The following is a 24182-nucleotide window of genomic DNA, read 5'->3' as shown; positions in this document are numbered from 1 at the left end:
CCAAGGACGACGCCATGACCAAAAACGGCAAGGCGGAGGAGACAAAGAAGAAGATCAACATCGCGCTTCAGGGCGGCGGCTCGCACGGGGCCTTTTCCTGGGGTGTGCTCGACCGCCTGCTGGAGGACGGACGGCTGGAGATATCAGCAGTGTCCGGCACCAGCGCCGGCGCCATGAACGCAGTGGCGCTGGCCGACGGATATGTGCGCGGAGGTGTCGAGGGAGCGCGGCAGAAACTTGACGATTTCTGGCGCGCGGTGGCGGCCAAGGGCCGGTTCAGCCCGGTACACCGCATGCCGTGGGATGTCGCCTGGGGCAACTGGTCGATCGAGAATACGCCTGGCTATGTCTTCTTCGACACCATGTCGCGGGTGTTCTCGCCCTATGTCGCCAATCCGCTCGGCTTCAACCCGCTGCGCGACGTGGTTCAGCAGGAGATCGATTTCGACAATGTCCGCGCCTGCAAGTCAATGGAACTGTTCATCTCGGCGACCAATGTCGAGACCGGACAGTTGCGCGTCTTTTCCGATGGCGAGATCGACCTCGACACGGTGATGGCCTCGGCCTGCCTGCCGCAACTGTTCCGTGCTGTCGAGATCAAGGGGGTGCCCTATTGGGATGGCGGCTATGGCGGCAACCCGGCGCTTTATCCGTTCTTCAAGACGGCTGCGACCGAGGACGTGCTTCTGGTGCAGATCAATCCGGTGGTGCGGGAGGGAACACCAAGAAGCGCCAACGAGATCCAGAACCGCATCGACGAGATCGCCTTCAACGCCGGGTTGCTGCGCGAATTCCGCTCGATCGCCTTCGTCAAGGAACTGATCGCCGCCGGCCGTCTGCCGCATGGCGAGTATCGCGATATCCGCATGCACCGCATCGATGCCGACGAGGCGTTCAAGGACCTGTCGGCGTCCTCGAAGGTCAACGCCGAATGGGCGTTTCTGACCTACCTGCGTGATCTCGGCCGCACCGCCGCCAGCGACTGGCTGGAAGAGAATTACGAGGCCGTCGGCAAGCGACCGACGCTCGATCTCTCCGGCGAACTCGATGACGGCTTCAAGCCGGTGCGCGGTCCGGCACCTGGCCGGCGGGTCAAGGAATTTCTTGCGGCGCGCAAGAACCCGGAGGCAGAGCGCCGGCGCGCCTGAGCGACCAATCAATGTGCATCGATTGGTCCGCAATCATGCCTTCAAGGTCAGGTCGATCACCCTGATCAGGGCAGCGGCCGCCTGCCGCTGTCCCTCCGGATCTCTGATCCGCGCCTTCATGCCTTCCAGCCCGTCGAGCAGCATGTCGGCAAGCAGTTGCGCCGACAGGCCTCTGGCCGCCAGGTCGACGCCGTTCCTGGCTGCCTCGCGCTCTATCGCGGTGCCGATGTGTTGGCCAAGCCCGCCGCGCCAGCAGCCTACCAGATCGCCAAGGCTCGATTTCATGTCCAGCAATTCGGCGCCGTGCGGCGAAGCAACGACCGCGCCCATCATCGAGATGAATGCCTCGTCGATGGCCCGCATCATGCGCTCGGTGAAAGGGCCGTCGCCGGATAGGGCAATCTTTGCCGCCTCGACCGAGCGTGACAGGATCATCATGGCGATGGCGCGGAAAATGTCGGTCTTGTTCTTGAACAGGAGATAGAGCGCCGGACGCGACATGTCTGCGGCGCGGGCGATGTCGTCCATGGTGGTGCGAGTGAAGCCATAGGCCAAAAACACCTTCATCGCGCCATCCAGGATGCGGACGCGTTTGGGATCTGTGGCGGCGATGTCTTCGATCCGGTTCATGGAGCAATTCTATCCTGCAAAATCCTATTTGACAAAATGACGAAATTTGTCAATCTGTATCGGAGCGAAACGGTCGAGAGGACGCTTCGCCTTGGCAGTGGACGACAACAAAGGGTATCCCCATGCGCCTTACCGTCGACGGTCAGTCTTTCGATATCGATGCCGATCCTGACATGCCGCTGCTGTGGGCGCTGCGCGATCTCATTGGCAAGACAGGGCCGAAATTCGGCTGCGGCATCGCCGCCTGCGGCGCCTGCACAGTTCATGTCGACGGTCAGCCGGTGCGTTCCTGCTCGCTCCCGGTTGGGCAGGTCAGCGGCGCTATCACGACCATTGAAGGCATCGGCACGGCGGGGAAGCTGCATCCGGTGCAGCAGGCATGGCTGGAGGAACAGGTCGCGCAATGCGGCTACTGCCAGGCCGGCCAGATCATGAGCGCGGTGGCGCTGCTCGACGAAGTCGCCAACCCAAGCGATGCCGACATCGACAATGCCATGGGCGGCAATCTCTGCCGCTGCGGCACCTATCCCAAAATCCGCTCGGCCATCAAGAAGGCCGCGGCGCTCAAGACGGCGGGTCTCTGACCATGGCCAGTGTCGGAAAGATCGCCCGCCGCACGTTTCTGATCGGCGCTGCCGCCGTCGCGGGCGGCGTTGCCGTCGGCTATTACTACTATCGCAAGCCTTTTCCGAACCCGCTCGAGGCCGAACTCGGCAAGGGCGAGGCGACGTTCAACCCCTATGTGAAGATCGGCGCCGACAACACCATCACCATCGTCGCGCCGCGCGCCGAGATGGGGCAAGGCATCTCGACGACGCTTGCCGCCATGGTCGCCGAAGAGCTCGATGTCGGCCTTGACCGGGTCAAGGTCGAGCATGGACCAGCATCCCATGCCTACTACAACGCCGCGATCCTCGAGGAGGGCGGTCCGTTCGCCTTCTTCGACGAGAGCATGACCGCGCAGGCGGTGCGCTCGGGTCTCGGCGTGGCCGGCAAGTTCCTTGCCCTGCAGGGCACCGGCGGTTCGGCTTCGACACGCGATGGTTTTGACAAGATGCGGCAAGCGGGTGCCGCTGCCCGGCAGATGCTGATCGCGGCTGCGGCGCAAGAACTGGGTGTTGCCGCAGCCGATCTGGAAACGGCCGACGGTTCGATCCTGCACAAGGCGTCGGGCAAGTCGCTGACCTATGGCGCGGTCGCCGCGGCCGCCGCCGCGATGGCGTCGCCGGCCGAAGTCAGGCTCAAGGACCGGGCCGACTGGAAACTGCTGGGAAAACCGCAGAAGCGCATCGACATGCTGGCCAAGGTGACCGGGGCGCCGATCTTCGGCATCGATGTCAGGCTGCCGGACATGGTCTACGGCACTGTCAAGATGAGCCCGCGCTTCTGGGCCAAGCCGGTCAAGGCGGACCTTTCCAGGGCCGAAAAAATGCCCGGCGTGATCAAGATCGTGCCGCTCGAGACGAATTACGGCCATGGCTTCGGCATCATCGCCGACAACACATGGGCGGCGTTCAAGGCCGCCGAGGCGATCGACGCCCAGTGGGCCGATCCCGAATATCCGCTCAGCAGCGCCGGCATATCCGATGTCGTGAAGCAGGCGCTCGGCACCAAGGGCTCGGTGATGCGCGACAATGGCGACGTCGACACCGCCTTTGCCGACGCGCCGCGTGAAAGGATCGTCGAGGCCGACTATGCCGTGCCCTATCTGGCGCATGCGACGATGGAGCCGATGAACGCCACGGCGCAGCTCAGGGACGGCGCGCTCGACATCTGGTGCGGCAACCAGGCGCCGACCCTGGTGCGGCAGCTTTGCGCCAACGCGGTCGGCATCGGGCAGGACAAGATCAATGTGCACACCACCTTCATGGGCGGCGGTTTCGGCCGGCGCGTCGAGGTGGATTACGCACTGTGCGCCGCGCTGATGGCCAGGGAGACGGGCGGGCGTCCGGTCAAGGTGACCTGGACGCGTGAAGAAGACATGCGCCACGACGCCTACCGGCCGGCCGCTATCGGCAAGTTCCAGGCGCGGCTCGGCGACGATGGCATGCCGGTCGCGCTCGACATGAGGATGGCCTCGCCATCGGTGATTGCCGGCATGCTGCGCCGGCTGTTTCCCTCGATATCGCCGCTCGGTCCCGACAAGAGCATCGTCGACGGCGCCTATGACCAGCCCTACACCATCCCGAATTACCGGGTCAGCGGTGTCGCGGCGCCGGTCTCCATCCCCGTCGGCTCCTGGCGCTCGGTCGGCAGTTCGGTCAACGGCTTCTTCCATGAGGGCTTCATGGACGAGATCGCCGTCGCCGGGAAAATCGATCCGGTCGAGATGCGCAAGAGACTGATGGCTGCCTATCCTTCGGCGGTGAAGGTGGTGGAGAAAGTCGCCGCGATGGCGAAATGGGGTGAGGCGCTGCCCGCCGGCAAGGCCAGGGGTATGGCCTTCACCCTGTCCTTCGGCAGTTGGGTCGGCGAGATCGTCCAGGTGGCGGACACGCCGGCCGGAATCCGTATCGAGAAGGTGTGGATCGCCGCCGATGTCGGCACCGCGCTCGATCCCGGCATCATCGAGGCGCAGTTGATCTCGGCGGCCATCTACGGTCTTTCGGCGGCGATGGGGCAGGAAATCACCTTCGCCGACGGCATGGTCGAACAGTCGAACTTCCACGATTTCGACGCCATGCGGATCTTCCAGTGCCCGGTATTCGAAGTTGCCATCCTGGAAAACTTCCACAGGATGGGCGGCCTCGGCGAGGTCGGCACACCGCCGGCGGCTCCGGCGCTCGCCAACGCCATCTTCGCGCTCACCGGAAAGCGCATCCGCACGCTGCCGCTGTCGAAAGCGGTAGCCTTCGCATGAAGAAGCTCGTCATCATGCTGACGCCTGCTGCCATGCTTGTGCTCGCAGCACCGTTTGCGATCGCGCAAGAGAGCCAGACGCCGGCGCCGGTGGCAGTCGACACAGCAAAAGCCCTGTCCGAATGGGACAAGGTCTATGCGGTGTTCTCGCATCCGCGCTGCGCTGACTGTCATGTCGCGGACGAGCGACCGCGCTGGTCGGGTGCGCATTACGGCGGCACGCGCGTGCACGCCTTCAATGTCCAGCGCGGTGCTGACGGGCCGGGCTTCGGCAGTCCGGGCCTGCGTTGCATGACTTGCCATTTCTCCAGCAATTCCAAGGCATTGCACGGGCCGCCCGGGGCCGAGAACTGGCATCTGGCGCCAGCCGAGATGGCCTGGTTCGGCAAGTCCTCGGCCGAAATCTGCGCCCAGATCAAGGATCCCTTGCGCAATGGCAACCGCAGCTTGAAGGACATCGCGGTGCATGTTCGCGACGACAGACTGGTCGCCTGGGGCTGGGCGCCGGGATCGGGTCGTGAACCGGCTCCGGGCTCCGCCGAAGCGACCTATCAAGCGATCGAAAACTGGGCGGCGGCGGGCGCATCTTGCCCGGTGGCGCAATGATCTTGCAACTTTCAGACTATATTGCGGTGCAACTTTGATGTAGAAGCGCGCTTCGCCGATCACGGCAAATTGAACACGGCCCGGCGCGCACCCATATCGGCGACGCGCCCGCGTTATGAGGACGCTGGCCGAACCCGCAGTGGAAAAAACGACGATGAGAATCAGGTTTCACAAGCTTGCAGCCGTTGTTGTGCTCATTGGTTTCGCGGCGTGGATGGCGACAGGCGAGTTTTCGTCAGTCGGCAGCGTAGCCGCCAACAAAGCCAAGGCAGCCGAAGCCGAACAGGCCAAGGCGCCCGATGCGGCGAAGCCGAAGCAGGCGGAAGCCGAGCCGAAGGCACCGCTGCGCACGGTCGCTGTGGTGACGCCGCCACGCAAGACCTATGCACGCGCCATCCGCATTTCCGGGCTGACCGAAGCCGACAAGCGGGCGGTGCTGGCGACGCGCGTCGCCGGTGTCATCGACAAGCTGCCTGTCAAGCAAGGCGATCACGTCAAGACGGGGGATCTGGTGCTGATGCTTGCGGCGGAAGAAAAGATCTCGATGGTCGACAACGCCAAGCAATTGGTGGTGCAGCGTCAGGCCGAGCTGGACGCAGCCTTGCGGCTGATGAAATCAGGCAATCTGCCGAAGCTGCAGCTCGACACCGCGCGCTCGAACCTGACCTCGGCGCAGTCGCAACTGGAAACGGCACAGGCCGAACTCGACCGCAACGAGGTGAAGGCGCCTTTCGACGGCGTTATCGACCGGGTGCCGGTGGAACTTGGCAGCTCCATCATGCAAGGCGGCGAGGTGGCGACCATCCTCAAGCTCGATCCGGTGATTGCTCGCGGCGAAGTCAGCGAGCGCGATCTCGGCTACCTCAAGCTCGGCGACAAGGCCACCATACGGCTGGTCAGCGGCCAGACCGTCCAAGGCACCGTGCGCTACATCAGCCGCGACGCCTCGTCGGCGACCCGCACCTTCCGCGTCGAGGTTGCCGTCCCCAATGCCGACGGCTCCGTGCCGGCCGGCATGACGGCGGAAATCGCGCTCAACGCACAGCCGACCGACGCGGTGCTGCTGCCGCGCTCGGTTGTGACGCTCGGCGACAAGGGCGACCTCGGCATCCGTGCCGTGAGCAAGGACAACAAGGTGGCGTTCTTCCCCATCGACCTCGTCGACGACACGCCGACAGGCCTCGTCCTCGGCGGCATACCGGCCGACGCCCGCATCATCGTCGCCGGCCAGGAACTGGTGAAGGAAGGCGATCTGGTCAATCCGGTCGAGGCCGACCAAGCGATCATCAAGAAGCTGCTCGGCGAAGCGACGGCCGGCACGCAGTAGCAAGAGATCGCGACGGACTAGCCCTGGGCGGGGACAATCGGCTGCGACGCAGCTCGTGAAAATTCAAGAACAGGCGTTAGCCATGGATATCGTCAGACTCGCAATCAACAATGCCCGCCTGACCATTTCGGTCCTCGTCTTCCTTCTGCTGGCGGGCTGGGTCGCATATCAGGCGACGCCAAAGGAAGCGGAGCCCGACGTTCCGATTCCGATGATGTATGTCAGCCTGATCTACCAGGGCATTTCGCCCGAGGATTCGGAGCGGCTTCTGCTGCGGCCGATGGAAAGCAAGCTGAAAAGCCTGAAGGGCCTCAAGGAGATGCGTTCGGCCGCTTTCCAGGGCGGCGGCTACGTGCTGGTCGAATTCCAGCCGCAGACCAATCTGGCCACCGCGCTGCAGGACACGCGCAGCAAGGTGCAGGACGCCAAGGCCGACCTGCCGCAGGCGGCGGAAGAACCTGTCGTCACCGAAGTCAACATTTCCGAATTTCCCGTGCTCGTCGTCACCCTCTCGGGAAATCTGCCTGAACGCGTGCTGACCGCCGCCGCGCGTGAACTGCGCGACCGCATCGAGGAGGTTCCCGGTGTTCTCGAGGGCTCGCTGCAGGGTGCGCGCGACGATCTCGTCGAGGTCGTCATCGATCCGATGAAGCTGTCTTCCTATGGGCTGCAACTCGATCAACTGATCGGTGCGGTCGGCAACTCCAACAGCCTGGTCGCCGCCGGCAATATCGAAGGCTCGGAGGGCAAATACGCCGTCAAGGTACCGTCGCTGATCGAAACGCCGGAGGATGTCGCCGCACTGCCGGTGGTCGCCGGCCCCAATGCCGTGGTGCAGGCCAAGGACATCGCGACGATCCGTTCGACCTTCAAGGATGCCGAGACGGTGACCCGTCTCAACGGCAAGCCGGCCATCGCCATCGAAGTCAAGAAGCGCATCGGCTCCAACCTGATCGACACCATCGCCAAGGTGCGAACGGTGTCCGACGAGTTTGTCAAGTCGATGCCCGAGGGCATGAACGTCACCTACACGCAGGACAAGTCGGTCTTCGTCAACCAGCTGCTCGGCGACCTGCAGAACCATGTGATGATCGCCGTCATCCTGGTGTTCATCGTCATCCTCTACGCGCTGTCCGGCCGCGCCTCGCTGCTCATCGGGCTTGCGATTCCGTCGTCCTTCCTGATCGGCATCCTGCTGCTGGCGATGATGGGCTACACGATCAACATGATCGTGCTGTTCAGCCTGATCCTGGCCGTCGGCATGCTGGTCGACGATGCGATCATCGTCACCGAGTTCGCCGAACGACGGATGAGCGAAGGCATGCCGAAGGAGGAAGCCTTCGCGCTCGCCGCCAAGCGCATGGCCGGTCCGGTCATCGCCGCGACGATGACGCGCATCGCCGCCTTCTCGCCGCTGCTGTTCTGGCCGGGCATCATCGGCGACTTCATGAAGTACATGCCGATCACGCTGATCGTCACGCTATCGGCCTCGATGCTCTACGCGCTTGTCTTCGCGCCGACGCTGGGTGCGATCTTCGCCAAGGCGCCGCCGCATCATGAGGATGACAATCGCGACGGCTGGTACATGGCGATCGTCAAGCAGGCGGTGCGCTTCCCCATCACCGTGCTGGTGCTGACCGTCGCGCTCTTGTTCGGCGTCGGCTTTGCCTATTCGAAATACGGCGCCGGCGTCGAGTTCTTCCCGAATGTCGAGCCGGATTATGGCCTGCTCTACGTGCATGCGCGCGGCAATCTTTCGCTGGCCGAAATGGATACCGCGACCAAGATCGCGGAAGACAGGCTGCTCGGCTGGCCGGGTGTGAAGTCGGTCTACACCCGCGTCGGCAAGACGCAAGGCGGCGGCCAGGATATTCCCGAAGACGTCGTCGGCGTCATCCAGTACGAATTTATCGACTGGCGCGAGCGCAAGTCGGCGAACCACATCCTGGACGATCTGCGCGGCGTCATGGCCGGCATTCCCGGCGTCGATGTCGAGGTGCGCGTGCCGGAAGCCGGTCCGCCGACCGGCAAGCCGATCCAGATCAGGCTTTCGGCCGTCGACCCCAAGGGGCTCGACGACAAGGCCCGTGAGGTCGCGGCGCGCATCGGCAAGGTGCCCGGCGTCATCGATATTTCCGACGGCCTGCCGCCGCCCGGTGTCGACTGGGCGCTCGAGGTCGATCGTGCCAAGGCGGCGCAGTACGGCATCAGCCCAACCTCGGTCGGGACGGTGGTGCAACTGGTGACCAACGGGCTGAAACTCTCGGAATACCGGCCTGCCGGAGCCGACGACGCGGTCGACATAAGGCTGCGGCTGCCCGAAGACCGGCGCACGCTGTCGACGCTCGACGAACTCAGGGTGCAGACCTCACAAGGCTCGGTGCCGATCTCGAACTTCGTCGTGCGCAAGCCGGAGCCGACGGTCGGCATCCTCAACCGCATCGACGGCGCGCGTACGGTGGTCGTCCAGGCCAACGTCGCCGCCGGCGCTCAGGTCGCGGCTGTGCAGGAGCAGGTCACCAAGGCCGTCTCCGACATGGATCTCGGCAGCGGCATCCGCTGGAAGCTGGCCGGTTCGAACGAGGACAGCGCCGAAGCCAGCGCCTTCCTCAGCAAGGCCTTCGGGGCGGCGATCTTCCTGATCTTCCTGGTGCTTCTGGCGCAGTTCAACAAGTTCACCAGCGTCTGGCTGGTGCTGTCCTGCGTGGTCATGGCGACGATCGGCGTGTTCCTCGGGCTGCTGATAACCGGCGAGACGTTCGGCATCGTCATGTCGGGCATCGGCGTCATCGCTCTGGCCGGCGTGGTGGTGAACAACAACATCGTGCTGATCGACACCTATGACCGGCTGCGTGAAGAAGGCTGGGACAAGGTCGAGGCGGTGCTGCAGACTTGCCGCGAGCGCGCCCGCCCGGTCGTGCTGACGGCTGTGTCGGCCATTCTCGGCGTGCTGCCGATCGCCTTCGGCCTCGGGCTGGAAATCTTCCATCACGAGACGACGATCAACGCGCCGTCGACGCAATGGTGGATTTCGCTGTCCTCGGCGATCGTCTTCGGCCTGTCCTTCGCCACGGTGCTGACGCTGGTGGTGACGCCGTCGATGCTGATGGTGTTCACCCGCGCCAAGGTCAAGCCGGGCGCACGGCGCGGCTTGATCAGCCGTCTGTTCCGGCGCGGCAAGGTCGAGATTTCATCGACCGATGCGCCAGGGCGGGATGCCGGAGCCGGGCCGGATATCGCCTTTCCGAAAGCCGCCGAATAGATCATTGCCGATTTGACCGGCAAAGGCCGCCCGGAACAACCGGGCGGCCTTTTGCATTGTTCTTAGGCGAAAAGTCGAATTGCGGGGTTCTCATGCCGATCACCACCATAGTCATCATCGTCCTGGTCCTTATCCTCATCGGCGCGGTGCCGGCCTGGCCGCATTCGCGCTCCTGGGGCTATGGGCCCTCGGGTATTGTCGGCGTGGTGCTGGTGGTGCTTATGGTGCTGCTGTTGATGGGACGGCTCTGAGGCGCCCTCTCAGTCTGCGGAGATTGTTAATGTGCGGAGGAGTATCGCCCGCCATCGCGGAGGTCAGGCAGCTTTCGCAACGCCGGTCACGGTGGCAATGCCGATATCCCCGAGAGCTTCAGTGACGGCCTGATCCAGCGGCGTGTGCGGGATCGCGCCGATGATGCCTTCCAGCCTTGCCGACGCCAGTTGGTGCGGTTCGAAGCGCAGATAGGACATCGACACGATCTCACGCCACATCGCCACGAACGGGCTGCCGGCGCGCAGCACCCACCACGCCATCGAGGTCATCTTGAGCGGGCGTCCAAGCGCCTTCTCCGCGGCCGCCTTGATCTCCAGGTCGGTGACGGGATGGCCCGGGAAGTTGAGGGCTTCATAGGCGCCGAGCTTGTCCAGGTTCTGCGCCAGTCCGACGAAAGCCCTGGCCAGATCCGGCAGGTAGGCCCATTCATGCACGAGGTCGACCGGGCCGGGCGCCGTATAGACACCCTTGTTGATTTTGGCGGCGACGACCAGGTCGAACCACGAGCCGCTGCCGGTGCCGCCGAAGAAATCGCCGGCCCGCAAAATAATGGTGCGGACGCGGCGCGCTTCGGCCTCGCGGTGAAACAGGTCCTCCATGGCGACGCGGATGCGCCCCTTCTCGGTCGTCGGGCGGAACGGCGTGTCTTCCGTGATCACCTCCGGCATCGGCGACCCGTAATTGTATACGGTCCCGGGAAAGAGATGCAGTGCGTTGTTGGCACGGCAAGCGGCCATGACATTCTCGGCGATCGGCAGGCACTTGGCCCATTCGGTGTAGATCGGGTTGAGGCCGTTGAAGATGATGTCGACACCTTGCGTGACGCGGATGAGGGCCTCGCGGTCGAGCGCGTCACCGGCAACGGCTGTGGCGCCTTTGAGTTCGGCCGGCACCTTGCCGTTGCGGGTGACGGCGCGGACCTCGTAGCCCGCGTCGATGAAGGCCTTGGCGACCACGCGGCCGAGCCGGCCATTGGCACCGAGAATTGCGATACTGGTCATTGGAAGCACTCCGGGGTTGGGATTTGCGTGGTCGGTCGCAAGGCGCGATCGGGATCAGCGACAAGCGCGATCGAGATCAGCGGCTGCCGAAGAGGTCGCGGTTGCTGCCTTGCGTGACCGGCTGCCGGACGGCCGCATCCGGGTTGTGGATCGAAGCGGTGGTCGTGTTGTCGGTGCTGGTGACAGCCGGCCGGCTGGCGTCGTTCGACCCAAACTTGTCGCTGCCGGCAAAGGCGGCGCTGACGGAAATGAGGATGGCGGCGGTGGTGAGAGCGATCTTGTTCATCTGAGTTCTCCTGGTGGTGTTTGCAGTCCGTGTTGGTGTCTGCAGCCGGAATATGGTCGCTCTGAACGCGAATGGAAATTGACTACAGATGGCGTTCTGATATTCATAAATGAATGGCTGAAATCGACTGGAACCTGATCAAGAGCTTTGTCGCCGTGGCGGAATCCGGCAGCCTGTCGGCCGCCGCGCGAAAGCTTTCGGCCAGCCAGCCGACGCTTGGCCGTCACATCGGCGAGTTGGAACGGGCACTCGGCGTCACACTGTTCCGTCGAGGACGGCACGGCTACGAACTGACGGAGGCCGGCAGCACGCTGTTCGAACGCGGCAAGGCGGTCAGTGAGCAGGCAAGCGCCTTCTCACTGCTGGCGCTGGGTTCGGTCGAGGCCATCGAAGGCACGGTGCGCATCGCCGCCAGCGAGGTGGTGGCGGCCTATGTCCTGCCTGAGATGACGATGCGGCTGGGGATCGAGGAGCCCGGCATCGAGGTCGAGATCGTCGCCTCCAACCAGGTCGAGAACCTGCTGCGTCGGGATGCCGACATCGCCATCCGCATGGTCAAGCCGGCGCAGAACGAGCTGATGGCACGCAGGGTCTGCGATATCGAGCTCTGCGCCTGCGCGGCCAAATCCTATCTCGACAGGCGCGGCCGTCCGCTGAAGCCTGCCGATCTTGTCGACCACGACCTGGTCGGCTTCGACCGCGGCGACGAGATCATCAGGGGCTTTACCCAGCATGGCATCCCCGTCACCCGGAGCAGCTTCCGCTTCAGGGCCGACAACCAGATCGTTTTGTGGGAAGCGGTGCGGGCGGGAAACGGCATCGGCCTCGGTCAGGAGCCGCTGGCCGACAGGGATCCTTTGATAGAGAAGGTTCTGCCAGATCTGCCGCTGCCAGTTCTGCCGGTGTGGCTAGCGATGCATCGCGACGTGCGTACCAGCGTGCGCATCCGCCGGGTGGTGGATTTTCTCCACGAGGAGCTGAAACGCTATTCGGCGGGTGCTGGCGCGAATTCGGCGCGGTGAGCGAGCCCGGCCATCAGCAACACGATGATCAGCAGTCCCGACATGGTGATGAAGATCGGGCCAAAGCTGGAGTGCTCGGCAACGAAGCCGATCGCCGACGGCGCCACCAGTATGCCACAGTATCCGATAGTGGTGACCACGCTCATGCCGGTGCCAGAAGACATGCCTTCCTGGTTGCCGCCGGCCGAAAAGATGATCGGCACCATATTGGCGATGCCGAAGCCGCAAAAGGCAAAGGCTGCAATGGCGAGCCAGGGCGAGGGCGCCAGGCCAGCCACCAGCATGCCGACCGCGGCTACGAGGGCCGACACGCGAAGCGTCGTCACCGCGCCGAAGCGATTGCGTATGCCGTCGCCGAAGAACCGCGTAACCGCCATGACGCCCGAAAATCCGGCGTAGGCGAGGCCGGCAACGGCAAGATCGGCGCCGAGCTCCTGGCGCAGATACAGGGCTGCCCAGTCGAGCACCGCGCCTTCGGAGATCATCGCCAGCAGCGCCATCAGTCCGATCAGATAAACCAGCGGGTTTGCCGGCAGTGCGAATTTGTGGTGCTCTGCCGCCTGCGGTCTGTCTTCGGTGAGGAGATGGCGAACGGCCACCGCGATCACCCCGGAGGCAAACACCGTTACCGCCGCCGCGTGGGCGAGGTGGCCGTAGTGCTGGATGGCAAAGCCGCCGAGGCCGCCGCCGGCGAAGCCGCCGAGACTCCAGAAGCCGTGCGAGGACGACATGACGGCGCGGGAGAGCCGCCGTTCGACCACCACGGCATTGGCATTCATGGCAACGTCCATGCCACCGATCGAGCCGCCGAAGATGATCATGGCCGCGGCCGCCAGCGGTACGTTGGGCGCCAGCGCCACGACCATCAGACCGAGGCTGCCGCACAGGGCGAACCAGCGCAGTACGGTGCGCGAGCCATGTCTGGAGATCAAATGGCCGCACCAGGTCATCGCGACGACGGCACCGACGCCGAATAAGAGAATCAGCAGGCCGAGCGTGAACTTCGAAATCTCCAGCCGGGTCAGGAACACCGGGATCTGCGGCGCCCAGCTGCCCGTCAGGAAGCCGTTGGCGAGAAAAATGGCCGCGAGCGCCCATCGTCCGCGAATGGCAGTCAGCTTGGCAATTGACGCGTTCATGAGGCGAATCCCGCTGAAAATGGCTTCGCGCGGCAAATTAGATCGATTCAATTTTCAGTCAAGGCTCTTTCGGGAAGCATTTTGGGCCAAACATAGCCTTAAGCGATCGCTGGGGCGACGGCGTCAATGGTCCTGGGGGCGCCTTGCCTCGAATTCGGCCTTCTTGGCGTCGGAGGCCTCGGTCTGGTTCAGCGCCTGCCATTCCCCATAAGGCATGCCGTAGACGATCTCGCGTGACTGATCCTTGGTGAGATCGACGCCCTCGGCATTGGCTGCCTCGCGATACCAGTTCGACAGGCAGTTGCGGCAGAAGCCGGCAAGATTCATCAGGTCGATGTTCTGCACATCGTTGCGCTCGCGCAGATGCTCGACCAGCCGGCGGAAGGCGGCCGCTTCGAAATCGCGTTGCTGCTCGTCGCTGAGTTCGGTCATCGAAACCTCCGTCATAGCGGCCCGGTGCGCGAGCCGAACATCTTCACCACATGTATATCGGGACGGCGGTCGATCGCGTCAACGATCGGCGCCAACCGTTCGGCCCAGGCGAGCGCGCCCTTCTGGTCCGATATCAGATCCTGTCGGATCTCGATCAGCGCATGGGCGAAGCCGTTGACGATGGCATGCTTGTACATGGTGTCGCCGCGCAGCGCGCCGTCATAGGGTTCGTTGTCGCCGACGACGAGGTTCCTGTCCTGCGCCAGCATGTCTATCAACGGCCGCGCCACGCGGTCGTCGAGGTCCCACAGGATGCCGACGTGCCAAGGACGCTGGATTCCTTGCATGGCCGGGGTGAAGGAATGCACCGAAAAGATGAAGGGCGTCTGGGCGGAAGCCTGTGCGACCGATGCGATCATGGCGCCGACGGCGTCGTGATAGGGCCGGTAGAACCCGTCGAGCCGCCTCTCGCGCTCATCGGCAGTAATGGGGTAATTCCCAGGTACGACAGTGCCGTCATAAAGCTGGCGAATGAGCGTCGGATCGTCTTCGCCGCGATTGGGATCGATCAGCAGTCGCGAAAAATTGGCGAGCACCGCCGGCACGCCGAGCAGGGCAGCCAGTTCGCGCGTCACCGCCTCGACGCCGATGTCATAGGCGATGTGCCGGTCGAACTCGGCCGAGGGCAGGCCGAGGCTGCCGTAGTCGTCGGGCAGGTCGCGACGGGCATGATCGCCCAACAGCACGATGCCTCGCTTGCGGTCGCCCTCGATGATGTCGAAAGGCGCGAAAACTGTGGATCGGGTCATTGGCGGGAAATGGTCTGTTCGCGGGCTTCCGGGGAGGGTGCTATCGTCATTCCACGAAGACGACGCTTGCGCAATGCCGTTGTTTGGCCAAGGTTTCCCGGGAAATCTGGCACACGTCGGCGAATTGTGCGCCGGAGCCTTTCTAAATCGATTGGAATTGGACAAAACGGTGCGTTGACATGCGCCCGGACTTTTCCGAAAAGGGGCGCAGAGAGATGCTGATGTGGTTTTTGAGGGGTTTTCGGATGAGTTCCGCCGGCGGGCAGCGCATGCGCTCTGCCTTTGCCATGCCGCTCCTCACTCTTGCCATGGGCCTGTCGGCCATGGTCGTGGCTTCGCCGGCGCGTGCCGATTTCCGCGTCTGCAACGCCACGCAGAACCTGGTCGGCGTCGGCATCGGCTATCGCGCCAAGGCCGGCTGGATCACCGAAGGCTGGTGGCACATCGAGGGATCGAGCTGCAAGACGCTGATCGAAGGGCCGCTGTCATCAAGGTTTTACTATCTTTATGCAGAAGACGCCGAACGCGGCGGACGCTGGGACGGCCCGATCAACATGTGCGTGGCTGAAAAAGAGTTCAAGATCGCAGGCGTGACCGACTGCGTTGCCCGGGGCTTCCAGCGCGCCGGATTCCAGGAATATGACACGGGCGAACAGGCAAGCTGGATGGTCCAGCTGACCGATGAGTCCACAACGGGAGGCGCTCCAGCCGCCCCGGGAACAAACAGTCAATGAGACGTAGCCGCAAGGTCAAGATCCTAGCCACCATCGGTCCGGCCTCCTCGTCGGAGGAGATGCTGAAGAAACTGTTCGAAGCGGGCGCCGATGTGTTCCGCATCAATATGAGCCATACCGACCATGAACTGATGCGCACGCTGGTCGGACGCATCCGCGCTGTCGAGGAAGCGGTTGGCCGGCCGATCGGCATCCTGGCCGACCTGCAAGGACCAAAGCTGCGCGTCGGCAAGTTCGCCAATGGCAAGGAAGTGCTGACGCAAGGCCAGACCTTCACCCTCGACGACAATCCCGAGCCCGGCACCTCGACCAGGGTCTATCTGCCGCATCCGGAAATCCTGAGCTCGGTCGAAGCCGGCCATCGCCTGCTGATCGACGATGGCAAGCTCGAGCTGAAGGCGGTGAAGAGCGACGGCAAGTCGATCGTCTGCACCGTCGTCGCCGGCACCACGATTTCCGACAAGAAAGGCGTCAGCTTGCCCGACACCGATCTGCCGGTCGGCGCGCTGACCGAGAAGGACCGCAAGGACCTCGATGCCGTGCTGGCCACAGGCGTCGACTGGGTGGCGCTGTCCTTCGTGCAACGGCCGGAGGATCTGGCGGAAGCGCGCAAGATCGCACGCGGGCGGGCGCTGATCATGGCCAAGATCGAGAAGCCGCAGGCTGTCGCCCGGCTGGCCGAAATCATCGAACTGTCCGACGCGCTGATGGTCGCCCGCGGCGATCTCGGCGTCGAGATGCCGCTCGAGGCGGTGCCCGGCATCCAGAAGCAGATCACGCGCGCCGCACGCCGCGCCGGCAAGCCGGTGGTGGTTGCAACGCAGATGCTGGAATCGATGATCACGGCACCGGTGCCGACCCGCGCCGAAGTGTCCGATGTTTCGATCGCCGTCTTCGAAGGCGCCGATGCCATCATGCTGTCGGCGGAATCGGCGGCGGGTGCCTATCCCGTCGAGGCTGTGGCAATGATGAACCGTATCGCCACCAAGGTCGAAACCGATCCGACCTATGCCGGCATCATCAACGCCCAGCGCTCCGAGCCGGAGGCGACCGGCGCCGACGCCATTTCGCTGGCCGCGCGCGAGATCGCCGAAACGCTGAAGCTGTCGGCGATCATCACCTACACCGCATCGGGCACCACAGGCCTGCGCGCCGCCCGCGAGCGGCCGCAGGTGCCTGTTATCGCGCTGTCGCCGATCCTCAACACGGCGCGGCGGCTGTCGCTTTTGTGGGGCACGCATTGCGTCGTCTCACCCGACGCCGTCGATCTCGACGACATGGTCAATCGCGCCTGCCGCATCGCCTTCGACGAAGGCTTCGGCAAGCCTGGCGACCGCGTCATCATCACCGCGGGCGTGCCGCTGCGGACACCGGGTTCGACCAACATGCTGCGCATCGCCTATATCGGTTCGGACACACAAGTCAGCCGCTAGATTCCTGAAGCGTGTCGCCTCTGAACGGATTCAGGCGGCCCGCTTTAGGTCGGCGCGAGTTCGGCCTGCGGTACCTTGATATCGGCGCATCTGCCGGCGCCGTAGGCGTCGCCGGCGATGCGCGCCTCCACGGTCCTGGCCATCGCCGGCAGGTCCATATTCTTGCCAGCGACCTTCTCGATGGCGCCGACGGTCAGGTCGGTCGCGATCCAGTCTGGCTTGTGACCGAGATTGTGCACCCACACGAGTTCGGCACCGGCAATGTCGCGCGCCAGGCCGACCGAATGGATATGTGCATAGACCACCTTGTCGCGATCGCCTGAAATCACCACGGTCGGCGCCTTGATCTCGGCGTAACGCGGTGCGGTGGCGAGCGCGTAGCGATAGAGCCCGGCGACATCGGTGGCGTTGGCACGAAAGGCTGTTGGTCGCAGCACCAGCGGGATAGAGACCGAGCTGAGGTAATTGTCCGGCACCTTGTTGGGCGAAAAGACGCAGGTGGTGGCGTCGGCCATCTGCAGGGTTCCGGCCGGATAGGTCAGCGTTTCGGAAAACAGCCAACCGAGCACCGGCATGGTGGTCAGATCGTAGTACCAGGCGGTTGCGCCGCCCGGCCATGGGTGGGTCGCCGGTGCGAGAAAGACGAGCCCGAGTGTCTTGTCTGGATGTTCGCGGCCAAAGGCCGATGTCACCACGCCGCCGAAGGAATGGCCAACGATGACAGCCTTTTTGATGCCGAGATGGTCCATCAGTGCGGCAATGGTGTTGGCCTGCGCCGACGGGTTCTCGTTGTTGGTGCCGCGACCCGACCAGCCATGGCCTGGCCGGTCGAAGAACAGCATTTCGGCGCGGCCTTCGAGCAAGGGGCGCAGCGGCAGCATCTGGTCCCTGAGATTGGCGCTGGCGCCATGGATGAAGACGATCGGCGGCAACTCGGCATTGGCGGGCGCCGGAACATGGACATAGTGGATGCGGGCGCCGTCGATGTCGGCGAACTCGCCGATCGGCGGATTACGACGCTCGATCAGCCATGACCCGACGCGGGTGACGCCGACAAAGCCGAAGACAAGCGCCATCAGGAAGGCAAGGGCGGCGTAGATCAGGTTCATGGGGGAGATACGAGGTGGAGGGGGATAAGTTGTAGGGTAGGCAGTAGGCAGTAGGCAGTAGGCAGTAGGCAGTAGGCAGTAGGCAGTAGGCAGTAGGCAGTAGGCAGTAGGCAGTAGGCAGTAGGCAGTAGGCATGTGTGTTCCGCAGAGCGGTCTGGACCTACTGCCTAATCCCTACTGCCTATTCCCTTAAATGCCTTCACCGGCAAGTTCCTCCGAAATCGTGCCGACCTGGTCCTGGGCGCTGCGCATCATCGGATAGATGGCCAGCACCTTCTGCCAGGCCTCGAGCGCCGATTGCTTGTGGCCGGTCAGCGCCATGATCTGCGCCAGGCCGGACAGCGCACCGAAATGGCGCGGCTCGAGCTGCAGCGTTTGGTCGATGTCGGACATCGACTTGCCGTAGTTCTTCATCATGAAATGGACGGTGGCACGCCGGTTCCAGCCTTCGGCATAAGTCGGCTGCAAAGTCACCACCTGGTCGAGGAAATCGAGCGCGACGTCGAACTTCTGGCCCTCGACGGCTTTTTGCGACCACTGCATCATCAGGTCGATCGAGGCGCTGCCGGATTGCGACCACTCGCTCCAGATGTTGCCGGCGATGCGCTCGGCCGCCTTTTCGTTGCGCTCGCGTTTCAGATCGCTGAACAACTGGTCGAGGCGGGCTTGTTTCGTCGTTGCGGCGGGCGGCGCGTCCTGAGTGGCCGGCGGCGCGACAGCATCGTCCGCCCATGCCGGGCCATAAATGACGCCGGAAACAAGCAGAGATGTCACAAATGCAAAAAGAATCCGCATCGCCGGACTCTAGTCCCGGGCGACGGAACGTCAAACTGAATTTGGCGTGAAAATGCCGGCAGGCGGCAACAAGCATCAAATGGGGGGAGGCAACAGCCTCCTGCCCGAAAACTCAGCCCTGGCGTGCCTTGTAGCGCGGGGCGGTCTTGTTGATGATGTAGACGCGGCCCTTGCGGCGAACCAACTGGTTGTCGCGGTGACGCGCCTTCAGCGCCTTGAGCGAATTCTTGATCTTCATGGTCTTGCCTGTCGGTGTGGACCCGGTCCGGGTCGAAATTTTAAGGCGCGCCAGAAGACGCGCCTTTGAACTGTGGGAGGCTCATAAACGAGGAGCCTTGTCCCTGTCAACCGCAAGCGTGCTCCATAGCGGCTGTGAATCGTCCCTGTCATCAATTATCCGCCATGTCGGCCTTGCGGCATTGCGCGGCCCTGGGGCCGGCTGGGATGATGCGGTCGCCGTGAAGTGATTTGGAGAGAACCATGCGCCGAATGTTCCTGTCCGCCTGCCTTGTCCTGCTGGCGGCAGCTTCGGTTGCTCGCGCGCAGGAATGCGACCGCAGCGACGATAGCCAGCAGATGATGAACATCTGTGCCGGCGAAGACTATCAGGCGGCCGACGCCAAGCTCAACAAGGCCTATCAGGACCTTACCAGCTCGGATGACGCCGGCGGCAAGAGATTGCTGCAGGTGGCGCAGCGCGCCTGGATCACTTTTCGCGATGCCGAATGCGCGCATTCCACCGCCGCCAGTCAAGGCGGCTCGATCCATCCGATGGCAGTATCGCAATGCCTGACCAGATTGACCAATGATCGCATCAAGCAGCTCGCTGCCGCGGCCAATTGCGAGGAAGGCGATGTGAGTTGCGCCAATCCAGGCGAGGACGAGAGCGACGATTTGCAGTAGGCAACCCTATGAGGCGCGACGGCTGATCCGAGTGAAATGCCCCATCTTGCGGCCGAGCCGCGCTTCGGCCTTGCCGTAGAGATGCAGCATCAGATCGGGCTCGGCGAGAAGCTCCGGGACGCGCAGCACATCGTCGCCGATCAGGTTTTCCATCACACAGTCGGAATGGCGGTCCGGGGCGCCGAGCGGCAGGCCGGCGATGGCGCGGATATGCTGCTCGAACTGCGAGACGATACAGGCGGCTTCCGTCCAATGGCCGGAATTGTGCACGCGCGGCGCGATCTCGTTGGCCAGCAGCGAGCCGTCCGCCAGCACGAAGAACTCGACGCCGATGACGCCGACATAGTTCAGCGCCGACAGGATCTTCGATGCGGCCGTTCGGGCCGCTTCCGCCGTCTCCGGCATAATGGCGGCCGGCAAGGTCGATGTGTGGAGAATGCCGTTGCGATGGATATTCTCGGCTGGATCGTAAGCGACAACCGCACCGTCCAGCCCACGCGCCGCGATCACCGATATCTCGCGCTCGAACGGCACGAAGGCCTCCAGGATCAGAGGCACATTGCCCATCGCCTCGCATGTGCCGGCGAAGCCGCCGGCTTCCATGTTGCGGAAGACGCGCTGGCCTTTGCCGTCATAGCCCATGCGCCGGGTCTTCAGGACACCGCTGCCGTCGAATGCTTTCAGCGCCGCGATCAGCTGGTCATCATTGTCGACGGCGTGGAAATCGGCGGTGGCAATGCCGATGCCGTTGAGGAATGTTTTTTCGTCCACCCGGTCCTGCGCCACTTCCAGCGCACGCGCCGGCGGATAGACCGGAACCTTGGCGGCCAGCGCACTGGCGGCTGCAACCGGCACGTTCTCGAACTCGTAGGTGACGACGGAACTCGAGCCTGCCAGTTCGGCAAGGGCGGCCGGGTCGTCATAGGCGGCTGTTATCTGCCGGTTGGCGACCTGTGCCGCGGGGCAATCCGCTTGCGGCTCCAGCACCACGGTGCGGTAGCCGAGGCGGGCGGCAGCAACAGCCAGCATGCGGCCGAGCTGGCCGCCGCCAATGATGCCGATGGTCGATCCGGCGGGCAGGCTCACGGCGTATCCGTCGGTTCTGCCGCGACCTTGGCGGTCTGCGCGGCGCGCCAGGCATCCAGGCGGACGGCAAGCTCGTTATCGTTCAGGGCCAGCACGGCGGCGGCTAGAAGGGCTGCGTTGGCAGCGCCCGCCTTGCCGATGGCCAGCGTGCCCACGGGAATGCCGGCCGGCATCTGGACAATGGACAGCAGCGAATCCTGCCCGGAAAGCGCTTTCGATTCCACCGGCACGCCGAACACCGGCAATGGCGTCATCGCCGCCGTCATGCCGGGCAGGTGTGCTGCACCGCCGGCGCCGGCGATGATCACCTGATAACCGGCCGCCTTGGCGCCCTTGGCGAAATCATAGAGCCGGTCTGGGGTGCGATGCGCGGAGATGATCAGCCGTTTGTGCGGGATGCCGAGTGCTTCCAGCGTTTCGGCCGCATGGCGCATCGTCGCCCAGTCGGACTGGCTGCCCATGATGATGGCGACGTCGGCGCGTTGATCGTCCAAGTCCGTGTTCCCCGGCGACAAAGGCGCGCCTTAGCGGAATTCGCGCGAGGCCGCAAGGACAGGCGGCGGCCGCAGCTCTTTGCAACGTTGAATCAGGCCATCAGATGCCGTCGCGCTCGGCCTCTGGCGTCGAGACCAGCAAGGCCGAAGCCGCGTTGGCGGCGGTGATGGCCGCCCGCATGGTCTGCCCACGGGCAAGTCCCGCGGCCAGCGCGCCAACGAATTCATCGCCGGCGCCATGCGTGCTGGCGACCTTGACGGGGATGGCGGACAGAGCAAACGCCTCACCGCTCCGATCGCAACAGGCGACGCCCTCGCCGCCCGCCGTGACAATCGCCACCGGATAAAGATCGGCCAGCAGCCGTGCGGCTTGGGCGGCCCCGTCCAGCGTCTCGAACACTGCTGTGCCAGCCAGGAATTCAGCCTCGATGGCGTTGACCACCAATATGTCGACCAGCGCGATCAACTCGTCGGAGAGTTCGCGCGCGGGGGCCGCGTTGAGCACGACGCGGCCGCCCCGTGCTTTGACGGCGCGTGCGGCGGCAATGTTGCCGGCTTCCGGCACTTCGTTCTGCAACAAAAGCACTGCCGTTTGGACCATCACATCGGAAGCAGAGGCAATGTCGGCATGGCCCAGTGTCAGATTGCTGCCCGAGACGATCACCGCGCCATAGTCGCCGCCCGCGTCGAAGATCGCCACGCTCATGCCGGAGCCGGCGCCAGCGGCCACCCGCACGAAGCGGTGGTCGACCACTGCGCGATTGAGATTGGCCAGCAACGCCCGCCCGAAATCATCGTCGCCGACGGCGCCGATCATCGCCGCGCGCACGCCGGCCCGCGCCGCCGAGACAGCCTGATTGCCGCCCTTGCCGCCGCATTTCGGGTGCCAGGCATGGCCGGTCACCGTCTCGCCCTTGCGCGGGCGGTCGGGCGCGTCGACCATGATGTCGTAGTGCAAGCTGCCGAACACGGTGACCAGCGGCGATGTCGTCATGAGCCCCGGTCTTTTCGTTTCGATGTCACCGCGGACATGGTGCGGCCGAGATTGCGCTCCGCCGCCTGATAATCGCGCTGTGCCACCGCCACGAACAGCGCGTCGAGGATGTTGAGCTGGGCAATGCGCGCCGCTGCGTTCTCGCCCATCAGCGGCGAGCCTTGCGCGGTCGAGCAAAGCACGATGTCGGCGACCGCAGCCAGCGGCGAGTTGTCGTAGTTGGTGATGGCCAGCGTGCGGGCACCGTTCTTGCGGGCCAGCTGGATGGCGTCGATGACGGCCGACGTGTTTCCCGAATGCGAGAAGCCGACGGCGATGTCGTCGCCGCCGAGCAGCGAGGCCGACATCAGCATCATATGCGAATCGTCATAGACGGATGCGCGGATGCCGATGCGCAGAAACTTGTGCGAGACATCGCGGGCGATCTGCGCCGAGCCGCCGACGCCATAAAAATCCCGGTTCTTGGCACGGAAGAGCAGCTCGGCGGCCCGGTCGAAATCCTCGATGTCGAGGATCGCCAGCGTCTCCTCCAGCGCCTGGATGGAGGTGCGAAACACTTTTTGCACGATCTCGGCCGAACTGTCGTCGGATGACAGTTCCTGGTGCATCTCGGCGGTCGGCAGGCGACTGTATTCATAGACGGCGGTGCGGAAGTCGCGATAGCCGGAAAAGCCGAGCTTCTTGGCGATTTTGACCACCATCGCCTCGGACACGCCGGACTCTTCGGCGATCTGTTTCAGCGGAATGCTCTCGTCGAAACCGCGCCGGCCGAAGACGGTTTCCACCACCTTCGCCTCCAACGGGGTGAGATGCGGCATCATCATGCGGATGCGCGGTCCTACCGCTTTCAGGTCCAGCCCGCTCAAGGTCATCCACGCCCCCTCGTCACGCGATCGATAAGCATCGCGGCGAGGATTATAAGACCAGTTGCCAGAAGCTGATAGAAGGACTGGACGTTCATCAGCGTCAAACCGTTGCGCATGGCGCCGAGGATGACGGCGCCCAGGATGGTGCCGACGATGCTGCCCTTGCCGCCCATCAGCGAGGCGCCGCCGATGGCGGCAGCCGCGATAGCGTCGAGTTCCCAGAGATTGCCGAGGATGGGCTCGGCGGCGCCGAGCCGGCCGACCAGGATCTGCGCGGCAAGCGCCGCCAGCAGGCCCGAGATCATGTAGGCGGCGATCTTGGTGCGGGCAATCGGCACGCCGGCGATGTAGGCCGCCTCCTCGTTGCCGCCGACGGCAAGCAGATATTCGCCGAAGGGCGTCTTCTTCAAAACGACCCAGGCGACGACAGCCACGCAGGCGACGATGATGACCGCCAGAGGCAGTCCAAACAGCGATCCGTTGAAGATGGCGCGAAAGCTTGGCGGAAGGCCGAGCACCGGATTGCCGCCGGTGTAGATCAGCGCCAGCGCCCGATAGGTGCTGAGCGTTCCCAACGTGACGATGAAGGGCTGCAGCCCGACATAGGCGACGAGCACGCCGTTGACGAGGCCGCAGGCAAGGCCAATGGCGAAGCCGGCGGCGATGGCCAACGGAAACGGCACGCCGGCGACCATCATAGAGGCCGAGATGACGGCCGAGAGTGCCGCCGTCGGCCCGACCGACAGGTCGATGCCACCGGAGATGATGACCAGCGTCATGCCCAGCGCCAAACAGGCATTGATGCTCGACTGCTGCAGGATGTTGATCAGGTTGCGCTCGGCGAAGAAGCCGGGCACCAGCGTGCCGAATACTGCCAGGATCACGACAAGGCCGATCAGCGTGCCGGCGTCGCGCATGGAAACGCCGCGCAGGAATTCGGCGCGTGGTCGCACCAGAGTGGTATCCGACATATC

At 64.0% G+C, this 24182-nt stretch carries 25 protein-coding genes; 11 read left to right on the top strand and 14 right to left on the bottom strand.

The window, feature by feature from the left end; translation table 11 throughout:
• Window positions 1-14 precede the first annotated feature (14 nt).
• Window positions 15-1148 (top strand): patatin-like phospholipase family protein, encoded by a 1134-nt coding sequence (locus NP503_RS20075; RefSeq protein WP_127270167.1) that lies wholly within the window; start codon window positions 15-17, stop codon window positions 1146-1148.
• Between the two features lie 33 nt (window positions 1149-1181).
• Here the strand turns inward: NP503_RS20075 and NP503_RS20070 are convergent, their stop codons facing one another.
• Window positions 1182-1778, bottom strand: coding sequence for a TetR/AcrR family transcriptional regulator (locus tag NP503_RS20070; protein ID WP_127266910.1), 597 nt, complete (start codon window positions 1776-1778; stop codon window positions 1182-1184).
• A gap of 122 nt (window positions 1779-1900) precedes the next feature.
• Between NP503_RS20070 and NP503_RS20065 the strand changes: the two genes are divergently transcribed.
• From NP503_RS20065 to NP503_RS20040, 6 genes are all read left to right on the top strand, one after another.
• Window positions 1901-2362: a (2Fe-2S)-binding protein gene (locus NP503_RS20065; protein ID WP_127266909.1), complete on the top strand. Its 462-nt coding sequence runs from the start codon at window positions 1901-1903 to the stop codon at window positions 2360-2362.
• 2 nt (window positions 2363-2364) lie between these two features.
• Window positions 2365-4638 carry a molybdopterin cofactor-binding domain-containing protein gene (locus NP503_RS20060; RefSeq protein ID WP_127270169.1) on the top strand — a complete coding sequence of 758 codons (2274 nt, stop codon included), beginning with the start codon at window positions 2365-2367 and terminating at the stop codon, window positions 4636-4638.
• Window positions 4635-5243 carry a hypothetical protein gene (locus NP503_RS20055; RefSeq protein ID WP_127266907.1) on the top strand — a complete coding sequence of 203 codons (609 nt, stop codon included), beginning with the start codon at window positions 4635-4637 and terminating at the stop codon, window positions 5241-5243. Before NP503_RS20060 ends, NP503_RS20055 begins: the two co-directional genes overlap by 4 nt.
• A 154-nt stretch (window positions 5244-5397) precedes the next feature.
• Window positions 5398-6570 carry an efflux RND transporter periplasmic adaptor subunit gene (locus tag NP503_RS20050; RefSeq protein ID WP_127266906.1) on the top strand — a complete coding sequence of 391 codons (1173 nt, stop codon included), beginning with the start codon at window positions 5398-5400 and terminating at the stop codon, window positions 6568-6570.
• An 82-nt stretch (window positions 6571-6652) separates the two neighbouring features.
• The gene (locus tag NP503_RS20045; protein ID WP_127266905.1) at window positions 6653-9832 is read left to right on the top strand and encodes an efflux RND transporter permease subunit; all 3180 of its coding nucleotides are present in this window, start codon (window positions 6653-6655) and stop codon (window positions 9830-9832) included.
• A gap of 92 nt (window positions 9833-9924) precedes the next feature.
• Window positions 9925-10083 carry a DUF3309 family protein gene (locus NP503_RS20040; protein WP_023810914.1) on the top strand — a complete coding sequence of 53 codons (159 nt, stop codon included), beginning with the start codon at window positions 9925-9927 and terminating at the stop codon, window positions 10081-10083.
• Window positions 10084-10146: 63 nt separating this feature from the next.
• Here the strand turns inward: NP503_RS20040 and NP503_RS20035 are convergent, their stop codons facing one another.
• Together NP503_RS20035 and NP503_RS20030 are read right to left on the bottom strand one after the other, a co-directional pair.
• Window positions 10147-11106, bottom strand: coding sequence for an SDR family oxidoreductase (locus NP503_RS20035; RefSeq protein WP_127266904.1), 960 nt, complete (start codon window positions 11104-11106; stop codon window positions 10147-10149).
• A 76-nt stretch (window positions 11107-11182) separates the two neighbouring features.
• A complete protein-coding gene (locus tag NP503_RS20030; RefSeq protein WP_127266903.1) occupies window positions 11183-11392 on the bottom strand; it encodes a DUF680 domain-containing protein in 210 nt (69 codons plus the stop codon).
• 113 nt (window positions 11393-11505) lie between these two features.
• Between NP503_RS20030 and NP503_RS20025 the strand changes: the two genes are divergently transcribed.
• Window positions 11506-12414, top strand: a complete 909-nt coding sequence (locus NP503_RS20025; RefSeq protein WP_127272235.1) for a LysR family transcriptional regulator — start codon at window positions 11506-11508, stop codon at window positions 12412-12414.
• Here NP503_RS20025 and NP503_RS20020 read toward each other — a convergent pair.
• From NP503_RS20020 to NP503_RS20010, 3 genes are all read right to left on the bottom strand, one after another.
• On the bottom strand, window positions 12378-13553 hold the full coding sequence (locus tag NP503_RS20020) for an MFS transporter (protein ID WP_127266901.1): 1176 nt from the start codon (window positions 13551-13553) through the stop codon (window positions 12378-12380). The genes NP503_RS20025 and NP503_RS20020 overlap by 37 nt on opposite strands.
• Window positions 13554-13676: 123 nt before the next feature.
• Window positions 13677-13985: a DUF1244 domain-containing protein gene (locus NP503_RS20015; RefSeq protein ID WP_027037142.1), complete on the bottom strand. Its 309-nt coding sequence runs from the start codon at window positions 13983-13985 to the stop codon at window positions 13677-13679.
• An 11-nt stretch (window positions 13986-13996) separates the two neighbouring features.
• Complete coding sequence (locus NP503_RS20010) at window positions 13997-14794, bottom strand: N-formylglutamate amidohydrolase (RefSeq protein WP_127266900.1); 798 nt, start codon at window positions 14792-14794, stop codon at window positions 13997-13999.
• 245 nt (window positions 14795-15039) lie between these two features.
• On the opposite strand from NP503_RS20010, the gene NP503_RS20005 reads away from it, so the two are divergent.
• Window positions 15040-15528 carry a DUF1036 domain-containing protein gene (locus tag NP503_RS20005; RefSeq protein WP_127266899.1) on the top strand — a complete coding sequence of 163 codons (489 nt, stop codon included), beginning with the start codon at window positions 15040-15042 and terminating at the stop codon, window positions 15526-15528.
• Complete coding sequence (pyk, locus tag NP503_RS20000) at window positions 15525-16961, top strand: pyruvate kinase (protein ID WP_013529204.1); 1437 nt, start codon at window positions 15525-15527, stop codon at window positions 16959-16961. Before NP503_RS20005 ends, pyk begins: the two co-directional genes overlap by 4 nt.
• A gap of 44 nt (window positions 16962-17005) precedes the next feature.
• Here pyk and NP503_RS19995 read toward each other — a convergent pair whose 3' ends face one another.
• The 3 genes from NP503_RS19995 to ykgO all read right to left on the bottom strand — a co-directional run bounded on the left by NP503_RS19995 (window position 17006) and on the right by ykgO (window position 19103).
• Window positions 17006-18070, bottom strand: a complete 1065-nt coding sequence (locus tag NP503_RS19995) for an alpha/beta fold hydrolase (protein ID WP_127272236.1) — start codon at window positions 18068-18070, stop codon at window positions 17006-17008.
• Window positions 18071-18259: 189 nt separating this feature from the next.
• Window positions 18260-18865 (bottom strand): tetratricopeptide repeat protein, encoded by a 606-nt coding sequence (locus NP503_RS19990; RefSeq protein WP_127271008.1) that lies wholly within the window; start codon window positions 18863-18865, stop codon window positions 18260-18262.
• Between the two features lie 112 nt (window positions 18866-18977).
• Window positions 18978-19103: a type B 50S ribosomal protein L36 gene (gene ykgO / locus NP503_RS19985; RefSeq protein ID WP_006327841.1), complete on the bottom strand. Its 126-nt coding sequence runs from the start codon at window positions 19101-19103 to the stop codon at window positions 18978-18980.
• Between the two features lie 242 nt (window positions 19104-19345).
• Here ykgO and NP503_RS19980 point away from each other — a divergent pair, with 242 nt between their 5' ends.
• Window positions 19346-19768 (top strand): lysozyme inhibitor LprI family protein, encoded by a 423-nt coding sequence (locus NP503_RS19980; RefSeq protein WP_127271006.1) that lies wholly within the window; start codon window positions 19346-19348, stop codon window positions 19766-19768.
• Between the two features lie 6 nt (window positions 19769-19774).
• On the opposite strand, the gene NP503_RS19975 is transcribed toward NP503_RS19980, so the two are convergent.
• From NP503_RS19975 to NP503_RS19955, 5 genes are all read right to left on the bottom strand, one after another.
• Window positions 19775-20854, bottom strand: coding sequence for a 5-(carboxyamino)imidazole ribonucleotide synthase (locus NP503_RS19975; RefSeq protein WP_127271005.1), 1080 nt, complete (start codon window positions 20852-20854; stop codon window positions 19775-19777).
• Window positions 20851-21348 (bottom strand): 5-(carboxyamino)imidazole ribonucleotide mutase, encoded by a 498-nt coding sequence (purE, locus tag NP503_RS19970; RefSeq protein ID WP_127272234.1) that lies wholly within the window; start codon window positions 21346-21348, stop codon window positions 20851-20853. Before purE ends, NP503_RS19975 begins: the two co-directional genes overlap by 4 nt.
• Window positions 21349-21448: 100 nt before the next feature.
• Entirely contained in the window at window positions 21449-22342 is an 894-nt protein-coding gene (locus tag NP503_RS19965; RefSeq protein ID WP_127272233.1) for a ribokinase, read from the bottom strand.
• A complete protein-coding gene (locus tag NP503_RS19960; protein ID WP_013529211.1) occupies window positions 22339-23214 on the bottom strand; it encodes a MurR/RpiR family transcriptional regulator in 876 nt (291 codons plus the stop codon). The genes NP503_RS19965 and NP503_RS19960 overlap by 4 nt, the downstream gene beginning before the upstream one ends.
• Window positions 23211-24179: an ABC transporter permease gene (locus NP503_RS19955; protein ID WP_127269390.1), complete on the bottom strand. Its 969-nt coding sequence runs from the start codon at window positions 24177-24179 to the stop codon at window positions 23211-23213. The genes NP503_RS19960 and NP503_RS19955 overlap by 4 nt, the downstream gene beginning before the upstream one ends.
• Window positions 24180-24182: the final 3 nt, after the last annotated feature.

It is taken from the genome of Mesorhizobium sp. SEMIA396, assembly GCF_024518615.1.
Classification (GTDB): Bacteria; Pseudomonadota; Alphaproteobacteria; order Rhizobiales; family Rhizobiaceae; genus Mesorhizobium.
Note: the sequence above shows the minus strand (reverse complement) of the source record. Positions and strands in the feature narration are given on the sequence as shown.

Bases quoted from the DNA above. Each gene is read 5' to 3' on its own strand.
- NP503_RS20035 (WP_127266904.1), bottom strand. From the start codon at position 11,106: ATGACCAGTATCGCAATTCTCGGTGCCAATGGCCGGCTCGGCCGCGTG.
- NP503_RS20060 (WP_127270169.1), top strand. From the start codon at position 2,365: ATGGCCAGTGTCGGAAAGATCGCCCGCCGCACGTTTCTGATCGGCGCT.
- NP503_RS20065 (WP_127266909.1), top strand. From the start codon at position 1,901: ATGCGCCTTACCGTCGACGGTCAGTCTTTCGATATCGATGCCGATCCT.
- NP503_RS19995 (WP_127272236.1), bottom strand. From the start codon at position 18,070: ATGAACCTGATCTACGCCGCCCTTGCCTTCCTGATGGCGCTTGTCTTC.
- NP503_RS19965 (WP_127272233.1), bottom strand. From the start codon at position 22,342: ATGACGACATCGCCGCTGGTCACCGTGTTCGGCAGCTTGCACTACGAC.
- NP503_RS20055 (WP_127266907.1), top strand. From the start codon at position 4,635: ATGAAGAAGCTCGTCATCATGCTGACGCCTGCTGCCATGCTTGTGCTC.
- NP503_RS20050 (WP_127266906.1), top strand. From the start codon at position 5,398: ATGAGAATCAGGTTTCACAAGCTTGCAGCCGTTGTTGTGCTCATTGGT.
- NP503_RS20010 (WP_127266900.1), bottom strand. From the start codon at position 14,794: ATGACCCGATCCACAGTTTTCGCGCCTTTCGACATCATCGAGGGCGAC.
- NP503_RS19960 (WP_013529211.1), bottom strand. From the start codon at position 23,214: ATGACCTTGAGCGGGCTGGACCTGAAAGCGGTAGGACCGCGCATCCGC.
- NP503_RS20020 (WP_127266901.1), bottom strand. From the start codon at position 13,553: ATGAACGCGTCAATTGCCAAGCTGACTGCCATTCGCGGACGATGGGCG.
- NP503_RS20040 (WP_023810914.1), top strand. From the start codon at position 9,925: ATGCCGATCACCACCATAGTCATCATCGTCCTGGTCCTTATCCTCATC.
- NP503_RS20015 (WP_027037142.1), bottom strand. From the start codon at position 13,985: ATGACCGAACTCAGCGACGAGCAGCAACGCGATTTCGAAGCGGCCGCC.
- ykgO (WP_006327841.1), bottom strand. From the start codon at position 19,103: ATGAAGATCAAGAATTCGCTCAAGGCGCTGAAGGCGCGTCACCGCGAC.
- NP503_RS20025 (WP_127272235.1), top strand. From the start codon at position 11,506: ATGGCTGAAATCGACTGGAACCTGATCAAGAGCTTTGTCGCCGTGGCG.
- NP503_RS20030 (WP_127266903.1), bottom strand. From the start codon at position 11,392: ATGAACAAGATCGCTCTCACCACCGCCGCCATCCTCATTTCCGTCAGC.
- NP503_RS20070 (WP_127266910.1), bottom strand. From the start codon at position 1,778: ATGAACCGGATCGAAGACATCGCCGCCACAGATCCCAAACGCGTCCGC.
- pyk (WP_013529204.1), top strand. From the start codon at position 15,525: ATGAGACGTAGCCGCAAGGTCAAGATCCTAGCCACCATCGGTCCGGCC.
- NP503_RS19955 (WP_127269390.1), bottom strand. From the start codon at position 24,179: ATGTCGGATACCACTCTGGTGCGACCACGCGCCGAATTCCTGCGCGGC.
- NP503_RS20045 (WP_127266905.1), top strand. From the start codon at position 6,653: ATGGATATCGTCAGACTCGCAATCAACAATGCCCGCCTGACCATTTCG.
- NP503_RS19980 (WP_127271006.1), top strand. From the start codon at position 19,346: ATGCGCCGAATGTTCCTGTCCGCCTGCCTTGTCCTGCTGGCGGCAGCT.
- NP503_RS19990 (WP_127271008.1), bottom strand. From the start codon at position 18,865: ATGCGGATTCTTTTTGCATTTGTGACATCTCTGCTTGTTTCCGGCGTC.
- NP503_RS20075 (WP_127270167.1), top strand. From the start codon at position 15: ATGACCAAAAACGGCAAGGCGGAGGAGACAAAGAAGAAGATCAACATC.
- NP503_RS20005 (WP_127266899.1), top strand. From the start codon at position 15,040: ATGAGTTCCGCCGGCGGGCAGCGCATGCGCTCTGCCTTTGCCATGCCG.